The organism is Pseudoalteromonas sp. KAN5 (genome assembly GCF_022846535.1).
GTDB classification, from domain to species: domain Bacteria; phylum Pseudomonadota; class Gammaproteobacteria; order Enterobacterales; family Alteromonadaceae; genus Pseudoalteromonas; species Pseudoalteromonas haloplanktis.
This window is the reverse complement of record NZ_AP025589.1, coordinates 653,081-667,135: the sequence shown is the minus strand read 5'-3', so window position 1 is coordinate 667,135 and position 14,055 is coordinate 653,081. Positions and strand designations below refer to the sequence as shown.

At 41.8% G+C, this 14,055-nt stretch carries 14 protein-coding genes and 1 pseudogene; 9 read left to right on the top strand and 6 right to left on the bottom strand.

Annotated features, from left to right (window positions below; all coding sequences use genetic code 11):
• Positions 1–30: 30 nt before the first annotated feature.
• The 3 genes from pspC to pspA form a co-directional block, all read right to left on the bottom strand.
• Entirely contained in the window at positions 31–432 is a 402-nt protein-coding gene (gene pspC / locus KAN5_RS02865) for an envelope stress response membrane protein PspC (protein ID WP_016710251.1), read from the bottom strand.
• Positions 429–662 carry an envelope stress response membrane protein PspB gene (gene pspB, locus KAN5_RS02860; protein WP_016710250.1) on the bottom strand — a complete coding sequence of 78 codons (234 nt, stop codon included), beginning with the start codon at positions 660–662 and terminating at the stop codon, positions 429–431. The genes pspC and pspB overlap by 4 nt, the downstream gene beginning before the upstream one ends.
• 70 nt (positions 663–732) lie before the next feature.
• Positions 733–1,392 carry a phage shock protein PspA gene (pspA, locus tag KAN5_RS02855; protein ID WP_016710249.1) on the bottom strand — a complete coding sequence of 220 codons (660 nt, stop codon included), beginning with the start codon at positions 1,390–1,392 and terminating at the stop codon, positions 733–735.
• Positions 1,393–1,579: 187 nt separating this feature from the next.
• Between pspA and pspF the strand changes: the two genes are divergently transcribed.
• The 7 genes from pspF to KAN5_RS02820 all read left to right on the top strand — a co-directional run bounded on the left by pspF (position 1,580) and on the right by KAN5_RS02820 (position 10,143).
• Positions 1,580–2,638 carry a phage shock protein operon transcriptional activator gene (gene pspF / locus KAN5_RS02850; RefSeq protein ID WP_244390416.1) on the top strand — a complete coding sequence of 353 codons (1,059 nt, stop codon included), beginning with the start codon at positions 1,580–1,582 and terminating at the stop codon, positions 2,636–2,638.
• A gap of 18 nt (positions 2,639–2,656) precedes the next feature.
• Complete coding sequence (locus KAN5_RS02845) at positions 2,657–4,264, top strand: ABC transporter substrate-binding protein (RefSeq protein ID WP_016710247.1); 1,608 nt, start codon at positions 2,657–2,659, stop codon at positions 4,262–4,264.
• Positions 4,264–5,298 carry an ABC transporter permease gene (locus KAN5_RS02840; RefSeq protein WP_016710246.1) on the top strand — a complete coding sequence of 345 codons (1,035 nt, stop codon included), beginning with the start codon at positions 4,264–4,266 and terminating at the stop codon, positions 5,296–5,298. Before KAN5_RS02845 ends, KAN5_RS02840 begins: the two co-directional genes overlap by 1 nt.
• Positions 5,285–6,178, top strand: a complete 894-nt coding sequence (locus tag KAN5_RS02835; RefSeq protein ID WP_064713890.1) for an ABC transporter permease subunit — start codon at positions 5,285–5,287, stop codon at positions 6,176–6,178. Before KAN5_RS02840 ends, KAN5_RS02835 begins: the two co-directional genes overlap by 14 nt.
• Entirely contained in the window at positions 6,179–7,171 is a 993-nt protein-coding gene (locus tag KAN5_RS02830; RefSeq protein WP_016710244.1) for an oligopeptide/dipeptide ABC transporter ATP-binding protein, read from the top strand.
• Positions 7,171–7,932 carry an ATP-binding cassette domain-containing protein gene (locus KAN5_RS02825; RefSeq protein WP_016710243.1) on the top strand — a complete coding sequence of 254 codons (762 nt, stop codon included), beginning with the start codon at positions 7,171–7,173 and terminating at the stop codon, positions 7,930–7,932. The genes KAN5_RS02830 and KAN5_RS02825 overlap by 1 nt, the downstream gene beginning before the upstream one ends.
• 648 nt (positions 7,933–8,580) lie before the next feature.
• Positions 8,581–10,143: an AAA family ATPase gene (locus KAN5_RS02820; protein WP_244390414.1), complete on the top strand. Its 1,563-nt coding sequence runs from the start codon at positions 8,581–8,583 to the stop codon at positions 10,141–10,143.
• Positions 10,144–10,225: 82 nt separating this feature from the next.
• On the opposite strand, the pseudogene KAN5_RS02815 reads toward KAN5_RS02820, so the two are convergent.
• A pseudogene (locus KAN5_RS02815) lies at positions 10,226–10,542 on the bottom strand (group II intron maturase-specific domain-containing protein); the annotation flags it as partial.
• 379 nt (positions 10,543–10,921) lie between these two features.
• On the opposite strand from KAN5_RS02815, the gene KAN5_RS02810 reads away from it, so the two are divergent.
• On the top strand, positions 10,922–11,173 hold the full coding sequence (locus KAN5_RS02810; protein ID WP_016710239.1) for a type II toxin-antitoxin system prevent-host-death family antitoxin: 252 nt from the start codon (positions 10,922–10,924) through the stop codon (positions 11,171–11,173).
• On the top strand, positions 11,170–11,430 hold the full coding sequence (locus KAN5_RS02805; RefSeq protein ID WP_244390410.1) for a Txe/YoeB family addiction module toxin: 261 nt from the start codon (positions 11,170–11,172) through the stop codon (positions 11,428–11,430). Before KAN5_RS02810 ends, KAN5_RS02805 begins: the two co-directional genes overlap by 4 nt.
• Before the next feature lie 153 nt (positions 11,431–11,583).
• Here the strand turns inward: KAN5_RS02805 and ppiD are convergent, their stop codons facing one another.
• Positions 11,584–13,488, bottom strand: coding sequence for a peptidylprolyl isomerase (ppiD, locus tag KAN5_RS02800; protein ID WP_244390408.1), 1,905 nt, complete (start codon positions 13,486–13,488; stop codon positions 11,584–11,586).
• A 171-nt stretch (positions 13,489–13,659) separates the two neighbouring features.
• Positions 13,660–13,935: an HU family DNA-binding protein gene (locus KAN5_RS02795; protein ID WP_029216268.1), complete on the bottom strand. Its 276-nt coding sequence runs from the start codon at positions 13,933–13,935 to the stop codon at positions 13,660–13,662.
• Between the last annotated feature and the right edge of the window lie 120 nt (positions 13,936–14,055).

Sequence of the window (14,055 nt, the reverse complement as noted above, 5' to 3'; positions counted from 1 at the left end):
ATTACTTAGTCTAAAGTGCTATTAAATCCTTTATAGCTTATTGATTTCACGGCTAACCGTAAACTCTGTTGACGTTACATAGCGTTCAATTTCTTGTAAGCGCGTATCAACACGTCCCAAACGATCTTTTAAATCTTGTAAAGCACGACGTGGTGGCTCACCTTTTTGCCATACTTTAAATTTTACTTCAAGCGGATCTTCATGTAACGACGCATCAGTTTTACCATGTGCATTACGGGGTTTTTTATCTAGGATAAACCACGCTGCAATATAAATAACAAACACGAACGAGCCACCTGTTAGTATGAATGCTGAAACAGTAATTATACGTACTAGCCACAATTCCATATTGAAATAATCACTGAGTCCTGCGCATACACCTGCTATCTTGCCGCGTACTGGGTCTCTTAACAATTCTCGTTTAGTACTCATATTTTACGCCTCCACTGTGGGGCCTCTTGATCAAGTAAAGCTTCTAGTGTTTCTATTCGATCAGCCATTTTCTCAGCTTTTTGAGCAAGCTCAACTAATTGGCGATGTTCGTGCTCGCTCAAACCTTGACTTACTTGCTTTTTGCTTCGGTAATGTAAAATTAACCAAAGGGGTGCGACCACAACCATAAAAATGATAATTGGCGCAACAAACACTTCTGCATTAAACATAACCCTCTCCTACACAATCCGTTTATTTAAGCATAGGGGGAGATGCTCCCCCCTTTATTAATTATTGGCTTTATTTATCAGCAAGCTTCTTTTTAAGCGCTGCAAGTTCGTCATCAATTTTTTCATTTTGCTGTAATTCAGCAATTTCATCCGCTAATGACTTTTTGCCTAAATCGTACGATTCTACTTGTGATTCTAGTCCATCAATCTTGGTTTCGTAACGTTCAAAGCGATTTAGTGCATCTTCTACTTTAGAGCTGTCGAGTGCTTTTTTCACTTCAAGGCGCGACTCTGCCGAGCGCTGACGTAAAATAATTGCTTTTTGACGTGCTTTTGCGTCTGCGAGCTTATCTTGTAACGTGCTCACCTCTTGCTGTAACTTGTCAATATGTGATTCAACATGATTTAGCTCTTCTTCAACAGCAGTCACCGCTTGCGCTGACTTTTGCTTTTCAAGTAGTGCGGCGCGGGCTAAATCATCACGATCTTTACTCAAGGCAAGCTCAGCTTTATCTTGCCACTGGGCAACTTGCTCTTTCAGTGTATCAACACGACGTACTAGTTCTTTTTTCTCTGCTAATGTTTTTGCAGAGGTTGAACGTACTTCAACTAACGTGTCTTCCATCTCTTGGATGATCAGACGTACCATTTTTTCAGGATCTTCAGCTTTATCTAAAATGGCATTGATATTAGAATTAACAATATCTGCAAAACGCGAAAAAATTCCCATAACATTTACCTCTGTAGTGTTTAACTTAATTGGTCTGCAGTTACTATTACAATATGCTTGCCAACTTTATAAAACATAAAATACAGTAATAATTTCATAATGTTAAACTAAAAATACAAATTCCTTTAGTTCTTCTTGATTATGAAATACACTAACTGTTAGTAAAAATGACTAAGAGTTAGGGAATATGAGCCAATTTCGCCAACAAGATAATTTACTCGGCCAATCAGACAGCTTTTTAGCTGTCCTTGATCAAGTTTCACAACTGGCAAGTTTAGATAAACCTGTGCTGATTATTGGTGAACGTGGTACGGGTAAAGAGCTAATAGCAGCGCGGTTACACTTTTTATCAAAGCGCTGGGAGCAAAACTACATTAAGCTCAACTGTGCGGCACTGAACGAAAACCTGCTTGAAAGTGAATTATTTGGTCATGAAAGCGGCGCATTTACGGGAGCAAGTAAACGCCACGAAGGACGATTTGAACGCGCCAACAGCGGCACTCTATTCTTAGATGAATTAGCCAATACGTCCGCCATGGTGCAGGAAAAACTATTAAGAGTAATTGAATACGGCGAATTCGAACGTGTAGGCGGTAAGCAAACCGTCAAGGTCGATACCCGCCTAGTGTGTGCAACCAATGAAGATCTCCCTTATTTAGCCGAGCAAGGCGAATTTAGAAGCGACTTACTCGATAGACTCGCGTTTGATGTTATTACATTGCCTCCCTTGCGAGAACGTCAAGAAGACATCATGCTACTGGCCGAGCAATTTGCCATGAATATGGCCCGAGATTTAGATTGGCAACTATTCAGTGGCTTTACCCGCAGTGCCATGGAAATATTACAAGGCTATGATTGGCCAGGAAATATTCGTGAATTAAAAAATGTTGTTGAACGGAGTTTATACCGCCATGGTAATGAACATATTCCCGTTCACCAGATTATTTTAGACCCATTTGAAAGTCGCTTTAGACCAAAGCAACGGATCAAAAAGCCGATCACAAAAATAGCAGAGGCGCCCCCTATTCCTGCTGCCACTCAAGAACCGATTGTTGCAACAACGCGTACACAATTTCAGTTTCCTTGTAGTTTAAAAGCGCTCTCCAATGAGTTTGAAATTGATTTAATAAAAAAAGCGTTGGAATTTAGTCAATTTAATCAAAAGAAAACTGCAGAAGTACTTGGTTTGACGTATCATCAACTACGAGGCTATTTGAAAAAATACAACTTGTTAGATCAACAATAATAGTCAGAGGCTAAACGGGTGTATAAATTATTACTTGGAATCTTATCGCTATCCCTAACAGGATGCTTAGATACCAAAGAAAAGACGTTAGAAGAAAAGAACCAGGGCTTAGTTTATTGCGCTGAGGCTAACCCTGTGTCGTTTAACCCGCAAGTAACGACTACGGGTTCAACTATCGATATTATTGCCAATCAATTATATGACCGTTTGATCAGTATCGATCCGGTTACCGCAGAGTTTAAAAGCGAACTCGCCACTGATTGGAAAATAAGTAAAGACGGTAAATCAGTCACTTTTACACTCCGTAAAGGGGTTAAGTTTCATACCACGGCTTACTTTACACCAAGCAGAGAGTTTAACGCCGATGATGTGATTTTCACTTTTAGCCGTTTATTCGACGTGTATAACCCTTATCATTTTGTTGGTAATGCTGACTACCCCTATTTTCAAAGTGTTGGAATCGATCAGCTGATCCGCCAAATAGTCAGAGTGTCTGACTACCAAGTGCGCTTTGAACTATTTAATGCTGAAAGTAGCTTTTTAGCTAATATGGCGACTGATTTCGCCGTCGTGTTATCTCGCGAATACGCCATGCAATTAAAGCAGCGCGAGCAACTGAATTTATTTGATCAATACCCTGTTGGTACAGGTCCTTATATCTATAAAGAATATCGACGCGATCACTTAGTGCGCTATTATCGTAATCCAGATTATTGGAAGCACCACGTTGTACTTGAACAATTGGTCTACGACATAACACCAAATGGTACTACACGCATTGCAAAAATGCTGACCAAAGAGTGTGATATCACGGCACATCCAAGCAGCGCACAGCTGAGTATTTTAGCGCAACGTGACGATATCAACGTACAAAAAGAAACCAATTTAAACATAGGTTATTGGGCGTTTAATACCCAGCGACCGCCATTTGATGACTTGCGCGTGCGCCAAGCACTGGCTCATGCTATTGATGTTGAAAAAATCATGCAGGCTGTTTATTACGGCAATGGTATTCGAGCACAATCATTATTACCACCAACATCGTGGGCATATCAGGCACAACCTAAATTACCCACCTTTAATCCGGATCTAGCTAAAAAACTATTAATTGATGCAGGGCTGCCAAATGGTTTTGATATGACTATTTGGGCGATGCCTGTAAGCCGTATATATAATCCTAACGCGCGTAAAATGGCTGAGCTAATGCAAAGCGATTTACGAAAAATCGGTGTCAACGTCAGCATTGTTGAATATGAATGGAATACCTTTATTCAACGAATTGGTGAACATCGCCACGATAGCGTTTTATTAGGTTGGGCCGCAGATACCCCCGATCCAGATAACTTTTTTAGTCCGCTGCTTAGTTGTACCGCAGCATTTAGTGGTAAAAACTCTGCAAATTGGTGTAACCCTGAGTTTGATTTATTACTCACTCAGGCACTCGACACCACGGATCTAACCAAACGTAAAGAATATTACCAACAAATACAAGCCATGCTGATAAATGAACTGCCGCTACTGCCATTGGCTCATGGTATGCGTTTTCAAGCCAGTAGCGCTGACGTAGAGGGTATTCCTCTTGGTCCATTTGGGGCAATTTCCTTAGCTAATGCGAGGAAAAAATAATGGTATTACATTATATTTTGCGCCGCTTAGGCTTACTGTTTTTCATGATGTTTACTTTAAGTGTATTTACATTTTCGCTGAGTTATTTGTTTCCCGGTGATCCACTTAGTAATTTAAGTGGCATCAGTAATACCAGCTTTTCACAAACCAGTGAGTTACAAGAAAAATACCATTTTGAAGATAATTATTTAATTCAATATTTTGCGTTTCTGGCCCGTATTGTACAAGGCGATTGGGGCCTGTCTTTTGCCTCAGGAGATAGCGTATTCAGCCATATTATTGGCCTCTTTCCGGCAACTCTGGAACTCAGTCTTTATGCATTGATTATCTCAGTAGTGGTTGGTGTGCCAGCGGGGATATTTGCAGCGGCATACCACCACCGATGGCCTGATAAACTGGTTAACTCTACCACCTTGGTGGGTTACTCTATGCCGGTGTTTTGGTTGGCATTGCTATTGATTATGGTGTTTTCATTGCAGCTAGGTTGGTTCCCAATGTCTGGGCGGATGGGTTTACTATACGAGATCCCCTACCAAACAGGCTTTATTTTACTGGATATTATCCTCGCTGACTTCCCGTATGCTGGTATGGCAATGCTTGATGCCTTACATCACTTAACATTACCCACCATAGTGCTGGCAATGTATCCGACTACCGTATTAGTGCGTTTTACTCGCGAGTCGATGTTACATGTACTTGATCAAAGTTATATTAAAACTGCTCGAGCCAAGGGCTTAAACCGCGCCCAATTAATTATCCATCACGCGTTACGTAATGCGCTATTACCCGTTATCAAACAAATTGGTTTGCAGTTTAGCACTTTGATCACACTTGCTATGATCACCGAAGTCATTTTCTCATGGCCTGGCATTGGTCGTTGGTTAATTGATAGTATATACCAACGGGATTACCCAGCCATTCAAGGTGGTTTATTAGCGGTATCGATGTTTGTAATTCTGGCAACCATTATTGCAGAATTAACTTATACCTTGTTCGACCCGCTGTCACGGAATCAAGCGCATGGCAAAGTTTAATTTATTTTCAGAAGAATCAAATAAATCGCCACTGGCGCGGTTTTGGCGAAAGTTTAAATCCAATCACCCCGCCGTTGTTGGACTTTGGATTTTTATTGCCTTTGCCATTTTAGCTGCCGCCGCACCACTGATTGCCCCTTATGGAGTAAACCAACAGCACAGTGATGCCTTACTGATCCCTCCATCATGGCATGAAATGGGCGATGTACGCTTTATTTTGGGTACAGATGACTTAGGCCGGGATGTACTCTCGCGATTAATGAACGGCGCAACCTATACTTTTGGGTTATCCGTTATCGCAGCGCTTATAACCACAGTGATTGGTGTACTCGTGGGTACTTTTGCGGGTATTAGCCGTGGATTACGCTCAAGTTTTTTAAACCACTTACTTGATATCACCTTATCAATCCCCTCCTTACTATTAGCTATTATTATTATTGCAATACTAGGTCCTGGATTGATGAATACCGTTTGGGCGATTATTTTAGCCTTATTACCACAATTTATTCATTCGGTACGAAACCTGATTGTCACAGAGCTTGGAAAAGACTACATCACCGCATTTAAACTCGATGGCGCCTCTAATTGGCATATCCTCTCACGGGGAATTTTCCCTAATATTTATGAGCATATCGTGGTTATTTTTACTATGGCGCTTTCGACCGCTATTCTTGATATTTCAGCATTGGGCTTTTTAAAATTAGGCGCACAACCTCCCACCACCGAATGGGGCGCAATTTTAGCTGAAAACCTTGGTTTAATTTATTTGGCGCCTTGGACTGTAGGCTTGCCCGGGGTATTACTCTTTTTAGCCGTGCTGTCGACCAACTTAGTTGGCGACGGGCTACGCCAAGTGCTTAAAGCACGTAAGGCTGACTAAATGCAATTACTTGATATACGAAACTTAACCATAGAGCTACGTACTTCAGATACAGTGATCCGAGCCGTAGATAGAGTGAGCCTGAGCCTCAAAGAAGGCGAAGTCCATGCATTGGTTGGTGAATCAGGATCTGGTAAAAGCTTGATCGCCAAAGCCATTGTTGGCGTTTTAAATAAGCGCTGGCATATCACCGCCGACCGGATGCACTGGCGCGGTGTTGACTTAATGCGTTTATCAAACGAGCAGCGCCGTAAAATTGTTGGCAGCGATATCGCCATGATTTATCAAGATCCCAGTCGCTGCCTTGATCCAACCGCCAAAATATTTGAGCAAATTGCTGAAACGCTTCCTGAAATAGCAAGCTCTGGCTTTTTCTTAAAGCGCAACCGCGAGCGCAAAGAGCGTGTCAAAGCATTGATCCATAAAGTGGGCATTAAAGATCACGAGAAAGTACTATCAAGCTACCCTCATGAGCTCTCAGAAGGCGTGTGTCAAAAAGTAATGATTGCAATGGCCATTGCTCGTACCCCTAAGTTACTGATTGCCGATGAGCCAACTACCGCCCTTGAAAGCACCACTCGTGCACAAGTCTTTAGGTTATTAAAAAGCTTAAATCAGCTGAAAAATATGTCTATTTTAATGATCTCTCATGAACTTGAAGAAATCGTCAACTGGTCTCATGGCATTCACGTACTTTACTGCGGACAAATGGTTGAAGCTGGCCCAACCCAACGTATTTTTACTTTGCCACGTCATCCGTATACACAAGCGTTATTAAAAAGCTTGCCAGATTACGAGCAAGGGCTTGCTCATAAAGAGCCTTTTTATGCGCTCAAAGGGACAATTCCCACTTTGCAACATTTACCAATCGGTTGCCGACTAGGCCCTCGTTGTCCACAAGCCCAGAAAGCTTGTGTTGTTACACCGCCTTTAACTAAGCAGCATGGCCACAGCTATGCGTGTCATTTTCCTTTAATTAAGGCAATGAAATAATGCAACCTCTGTTAAAAGTGCAAGCCTTATCGAAAAGCTTTAACCTTAGAGCTGGCTTATTTTCACGAAAACGATTCGAAGTATTAAAAAACATTTCATTTTGCCTAGAGCAAGGTGAAACCCTCGCTATTATCGGCGAAACAGGTTCAGGAAAAAGCACCCTTGCAAAATTGCTTGCTGGAGCTGATAGCGCAGATGCAGGGCAAATTTTACTCAGTGGCAATATCATTGAAGACAAAGGCATTCGCGACCAACAATGTCGCCATATTCGGATGATTTTCCAAGACTCGGAAGCTTCATTAAACCCGGGCCTCACCATAGGCGAAATGCTCAACGACTGCCTGCAATATAATACTCACTTAGATAAACAAAGTCGTGCTGAAAAAATCACCGCCACCTTATCTAAAGTAGGCTTGTTAAACGACCACCAACATTATTACCCACACATGTTCAGTGGTGGTCAACTACAACGAGTCGCCCTCGCCCGCGCATTAATTTTAGATCCCAAAGTGGTGGTGCTCGATGAAGCGTTATCATCTTTAGATCCATCCGTACGCGCGCAAACCGTTAACCTGTTACTCAAGCTTCAACAAGACACTGGCCTAAGCTATATTTTGATCACCCACCATTTAAGCCTAGTACGCCATATTAGCGACCAACTCGTGGTATTGGATCACGGTGAAATCGTTGAATACGGTAAAACTAGAGATGTATTTCAAAATCCACAGTCAAAAGTTACTCAAAAATTGTTGAGTTGTTGAAGAAGTTATAGCTGTAAGCTGTCAGCTATCAGTTTTAGAGTAGCCCGGCGTTAAATTTTACCGTTGGGTGTATGTTGAAGGAAAAGATTCGAGGTGAAAGGTTCTAGGAAAAGCCAGAGCAGCCCGGCGTTGAATTTATCACCGTAGGTTGAGTAGAGAGCAACGAAACCCAACATTTAGTGTGTGAGCTGGTAGACGGTTTAGAGCGATAAGCGGTCATTGAAAAGTTAAATTTATTCCTGCTTTTTGAGCCCAAGCCTAATTATACCAATCGTGTTAAGTTATTAGCCATTTATAGCGACAGATAAATAGAGTGATAACAAGGCATAAATTTCGACATGTAGTTGTTCTCGGCAATTGCTCCTGCATTGCTCTACCTCCTGCATCCATGCAGTCGTACTTGAGAAATTTATAACGCAGTGACACATTGATAAAGGTAGCTGCTACCTCACCAAGTAAGCCACTCAAACACCTGTCATACCTTCCAAAACACCCATTAAAGCAACAGCAACTCCTTTTTTATATTTTACGTAAGATCAAAGTAAGCGATTGAATGAAAATAGGAACTCGACTATGGTTAATGCATCAATAAAAATAAATTAAAAACGAGTAATGCTACAGGCTCGTTAGCTCGCAGTAGGAAATCGTATGAAATACCGAGAAAGCTCCAAAGACAAGAAACTTAGAGACTGGTACTCGAATGATTACAGTCATGCGCTTTTGAAGCGAATTACACTAAAGACGGGAATGCTTCGTGGACTGGGCAAGATGGATCTCAGCTTTGATTATCCGATTACTGCAATTGCAGGAAAGAATGGTGCTGGAAAGTCCACAGTTTTGGCTCTAGCTTGCTGCGCGTTTCACAATTCGAAGAAGGGTTACAAACTTAAAAGTAGAAAAACCACCTACTACACCTTTTCTGATTTCTTCATTCAGCATAGCAGCGAACTATCGCCTGTTGGGATCGAAATACATTATTCTATTGCTCACAACAACTGGCGGAAGTCTGACGCTTTCCCAGATGGTGTAGGCTTAGGGTTTCAGAAGCGACTGAAAAAAGAAGCTGGGAAATGGAACTACTATGCAGGGAGAGTTCATCGCACGGTTGTCTTCATAGGCATAAATCGTGTTGTGCCTCATAGCGAGCGAAGTCAGTCGCGATCGTACTCCAAGCATTTTGCTGAGAAAGGTGCTTTGGGTTGGGAGGATGAAGTTAAGGATATTGTAGGGTACATACTCGGAAAAACCTACGATTCACTCAAGTTCTTGGAGCATTCAAAATACACGTTACCTATTGTAGAAGTTGGTCATTCAAAGTACTCGGGATTGAACATGGGTGCCGGTGAAAATGCGTTGTTCGAAATTTTTAGGGTTCTTTACTCCGCAGGAAAAGGCGCTTTACTCGTAATAGATGAAATCGAGCTTGGCCTTCATGCCGATGCTCAGAAGAAGCTAATTCAAAAGTTAAAAGAAGCCTGTCTTCAGCAAAAGTCACAAATAATATGTACCACTCACTCTAAAATAGTTTTTCAGCAGTTACCTTCAGACGGCAGGAGGTACATCGAATCAATTGGTGGAAAGACAAAAGTCACTTATGACATCTCGCCTGAATTCGCCATGGCAAAGATGGGCTCGAAAGAAGATGGAGAGTTGGATATTTTTGTTGAAGATGGCGTCGCAAAATATCTGGTCTCCGCACTTCTTCCCACAAAACTAAGGTCTCGGGTTTCTGTAAGTGTCATCGGTTCCGCCACTGCTCTTTCAAGGCAATTAGCGGCAGCATTTCTGAGAAACCCACATACCCCTGTTTTAGCAATCTTCGATGGAGATCAAAGAGCTAAGCAGAATAAGCTCTTGAAGCATGCTAAAGATATGGCGGAGACAAACTCGCCAGAATTTGTTACATGGTTCAATCAAAGAGTATGCTTTCTTCCGGGAGATACCTGGCCGGAAGCCTGGATTGTCCAGAAGAACATTGAAGCTATTGAAGATTTAGCTCAGCAAGTGGATGCAGACCCAGATGAAGTTTGCGAGTTTCTGGAGTATGGGCTTCAAGCCGGTAAACACGATGAGTTTCACGAAATATCCGAACACTTGGGTTTTGAGGAAGCCCAGTGCATTCAAATTCTTACCTCAAACATCAAGCGTAATTTTGAGCCAGAGTTTGAAGAAATTTTCAATTCTGTTGAACTCGCGCTAGGTGCAAGCTAATCGGGTAGCCGGAGGTCTCTAACCTCCAGCCCCCACACCACCCATCATGCGCTTTTTATTAACAGGAAGTGCAATGGGCGGTTCATCTCCCGTAATGAATATTGATCCAAATAACTCTTAATGACGCTAAGCCTTGTGACGTTAGATAGTCATTGCCTATCGCAATGTTAATTCCTTTTGTTTTTGAGCTTCGACAAGGGCCCTTACTGGTGATACCACAAGCTATGGCGAGTCGTTCGCTAACACCCAATTTCATTAAACTGCGTACTTTGGTGCGAGGTTTGCGCCATTGCCGCCAGTAGCACATTCTTATCCTACGGCGGATCCAGTGATCTAAATCCACCGTTAGCTGATAAGCGTTGGTTATTAGGTAGTAGTGTCCCAGCCGCGCAAATACTTTTGGCTCTAAAATCTGTATTACTCTTAAGCGCAGCGTCTCTTAATCTCTTTATGAATAAATCACTTAAAGGGCTTTGCCAAAATTCAGAATACATTAAAGAAATAAAAACATTCGATAATGCAGTGCATTGGTGCAAACTGACAGGGTATTTTTTCGTTGGGTTTCGTTGCACTCTTCCCAACCTACGCGTGTTACATAAAGCGGCGCGAGGTAAACTCGAGTCTCCAAACCAACTCCCCTAGCCCCTAGATACCTAGCACCTTTTACTTTTAACCTTTAGCCTTGTAACTAACTCCTGTATCTTAATTTAAAGTGACTTATTATTTGTGCATGGGCTATACTGTACAAATTAACGTACATGAACATTTTGGAGTTGTTATGGATGCTATTAGTTATACTGCTGCTCGCGCTAATTTAGCGAGTACCATGGCGCAGGTGTGCGATGATCATGCGCCGATTATTATTACCCGCAAAAGTGAAAGCCCAGTGGTTATGATGTCGTTAGAAGACTATAACGCGATGCAAGAAACCACTTACCTACTTAGATCCCCGGCCAATGCCCGCAAGCTTTTGGAGTCGATTGCCGAACTTGAGCAAGGTGAAGGCACACAAAGAGAGCTAATTGAGTGAAATTAACCTTTTCTACTCATGCGTGGCAAGAATACCTTTATTGGCAGGGCGATGATAAAAAAATACTGAAACGTATAAATTTGCTCATTAAAGATATTCAACGCAGCCCACATGAAGGACTTGGAAAACCTGAGCCACTTAAGCATGGTTTATCGGGATATTGGTCTCGACGGATAAATGATGAGCACAGAATAGTATACAAGTACCAAGACGATACGCTTTTAATCGCTCAACTGAGATACCACTACAGCACTTAAAAATAATCATCATTGCGCGAGGTAAACTGGAATCTCCAAACCAACTCCCCTAGCCCCTAGATACCTAGCACCTTTAACTTTTACCTTTAACCTTTATATTTTGCTCACAAAAAAAGCGCCATTAGGCGCTTTTTTAGGTTTGCTTAATTAACATTACTCTGTTGCGGCTTGCGCTTTAGGTAAGTTAAGCTCGGCATTTGCTTTTAAAGCGTCAATGAATACCATGTAGTTTTTGTTAACTTGGGCCATAGTAATATTTTGCTTAAGCTGCGCTTCAATTTCACCTTCAACAGTCGCGTTAGTCACTGATTTTAGGGCAACGATTGCAGCATCACCGTTATTTAACTCAACTTTGTCAACCACTGCAGTATCTGTTGGGTGAGCCATTTTAAAGGCATGTTGCACGATAGCTGGTGAAACAGTGTAAGCTTGACGAGTCAATGCCGCTTCTTGACGTAGCTCTAAGCTATGCTCAGTTGCTAAGTCAGTTAAGCTCTTACCTGCTTCAATCTCTGCGTATAGAGTTGTCGCTTTTTCTTTCGCAAGCTCTGATGCTTTTTGGCTAACTAAGCGTGCTTTAATTTGCTCAGATACATCTGCAAGTGGTTTTGTTGCAGCTGGTTTGTGCTCTTTAACACGCACTAACACCACATGCTCGTCACCCACTTCGATAACTTCTGAGTTCATTTTATCTTCAAGAACATCAACAGAGAAAATTGCAGTCATGACCGCGGGTGTATTTAACGGTGCAGGTAATGAATTACGGTCAACTAGTCCAGTCGTTTGTACTTCAACACCGGCCACTTCTGCAGCGTCAACAAGTGTATCTGAAATTTCAAATGCGATAGCACCCATTTCTGTTTGCTTTTCGTAAAATGCATTTACTTTCTCAGCACGCTCAAGTTCAGCACGTAGGTCAGCTTTTACTGCATCATATGCTTTAACTTGCTGGCTTTGAATATCAGTTAACTGAATGATGTGATAACCAAACTCAGATTGCACTACGTCTGAAAAATCACCTTTGCTTTGCAGTGCAAATGCTGCATCTTCAAACGCTGGATCCATCATATCGCGTTCGATCCAATCAAGATCACCGCCCATTTCAGCACTGACAATATCGTCAGATGATGATTCAGCTAATGTAGCAAAGTCAGTACCTTGTTGTAATTGTGCTAACAAGTCTTCGGCTTTCGCTTTTGCTGCATCGTCGTCTTCAGTGTTATCAATTAAGATATGTGATACGCGGCGCTTTTCAGGCTCAATGTATTGTGCACTGTTTTGATCGTAATATGCTTTTACGTCTTCTTCGCTTACATTGCTTTGTAAGTCTAAGTTTGCTGCATTTAAATCAATATAGCTTACCGATACTTGCTCTGGTGCTAAAAACTGTGACGAGTTCAAGTCATAGTAATCTGCAATTTCTTGCTCAGTTACTGCAATCCCTTCTTGTAGTGATTCTTTGCTAACCACAACGTAATCAATACTACGTGTTTGCTGCTGTAGCGCAATCGCACTAGCTAGCTCACTTTCTAAGGCAAAATCAGTTCCCGCAACGGCCGAAATTAATTGGCTGCGAGTCATTTCTTCACGTAAATATTCGCGAAATGCGTCTGGTTGGAAGTTCATTTGACGAATTACTTGTAAGTAACGATCGTTATTAAACTTGCCACCAATTTGGAAGTATGGCAGCTCTAAAATCGCTTTTTTAACACTCTCATCACTAACACGTAAACCGAGTTCTGCCGCTAGTTGTGTTTGCAATTCTTGTTGTACTAGACGGTCAATAACGCCTTGACGTATTTGTGCCATATAATTTGGATCAGCCGCAATTTGTGCAAAGTATTCGCCAAATTGTTGCTCTAAACGTGCACGTTCGTTTTGGAACGCACGGCTAAATTCAGTTTGGCTAATTTTAACTCCATTTACTTCAGCGACGGGCTGCTCTGTGGTTTGACCTAAGTAACCACCGATCCCTGCTAAGGCAAAAGATAAAATCACCGCGCCTAAAATAACTTTAGCTACCGGTCCTTGCGAACCTTCTCTGATTTTCTCAAGCATTTATTTATCTCTATTCTATTCGAGGCAGAAATCGCCTTGCTTATGTAAAAAAAGCGTATCTTACCAGATACGCTTTTTTACTTGAAGCAGTTGGCGAGAAAGATAGTTAATTAAGCTGTAAAAGCGATTAACTTCTTACACTGCCAAAACTAACTCACTAAAGAGTAGTGATTAGCTATTACATGCGTCTTTAAGCGCTTTACCCGCTTTAAAAGCTGGGATAGTCGCTGCAGCGATTTGAATTGTTTCGCCCGTTTGTGGGTTACGGCCAGAACGAGCAGCACGCTCGCGCACTGAGAAAGTGCCAAAACCTACTAATGCTACTGAATCGCCATCTTTAAGCGCGCCAGAAACAGCCTCGATGAATGAATCAAGTGCACGACCCGCAGCCGCTTTAGAAATGTCAGCGTCAGCTGCGATTTGATCGATTAATTGAGATTTATTCACAATATCATCCTCTTTCATTGTTATTATCAAGAGCGATTGTTTTTTAAACTAACATCACTGTTTTGAAAATTTTAGAGCAAACTTTTTCATGCTCATACGATTGTAATTTTTCTTAAACCT

What these genes read in the sequence shown, in the direction of transcription:
- pspF (WP_244390416.1), top strand. Translation starts at nt 1,580, where the DNA reads ATGAGCCAATTTCGCCAACAAGATAATTTACTCGGCCAATCAGACAGC.
- pspC (WP_016710251.1), bottom strand. Translation starts at nt 432, where the DNA reads ATGAGTACTAAACGAGAATTGTTAAGAGACCCAGTACGCGGCAAGATA.
- KAN5_RS02810 (WP_016710239.1), top strand. Translation starts at nt 10,922, where the DNA reads ATGGATGCTATTAGTTATACTGCTGCTCGCGCTAATTTAGCGAGTACC.
- KAN5_RS02825 (WP_016710243.1), top strand. Translation starts at nt 7,171, where the DNA reads ATGCAACCTCTGTTAAAAGTGCAAGCCTTATCGAAAAGCTTTAACCTT.
- pspA (WP_016710249.1), bottom strand. Translation starts at nt 1,392, where the DNA reads ATGGGAATTTTTTCGCGTTTTGCAGATATTGTTAATTCTAATATCAAT.
- KAN5_RS02835 (WP_064713890.1), top strand. Translation starts at nt 5,285, where the DNA reads ATGGCAAAGTTTAATTTATTTTCAGAAGAATCAAATAAATCGCCACTG.
- ppiD (WP_244390408.1), bottom strand. Translation starts at nt 13,488, where the DNA reads ATGCTTGAGAAAATCAGAGAAGGTTCGCAAGGACCGGTAGCTAAAGTT.
- KAN5_RS02820 (WP_244390414.1), top strand. Translation starts at nt 8,581, where the DNA reads ATGAAATACCGAGAAAGCTCCAAAGACAAGAAACTTAGAGACTGGTAC.
- KAN5_RS02830 (WP_016710244.1), top strand. Translation starts at nt 6,179, where the DNA reads ATGCAATTACTTGATATACGAAACTTAACCATAGAGCTACGTACTTCA.
- KAN5_RS02840 (WP_016710246.1), top strand. Translation starts at nt 4,264, where the DNA reads ATGGTATTACATTATATTTTGCGCCGCTTAGGCTTACTGTTTTTCATG.
- pspB (WP_016710250.1), bottom strand. Translation starts at nt 662, where the DNA reads ATGTTTAATGCAGAAGTGTTTGTTGCGCCAATTATCATTTTTATGGTT.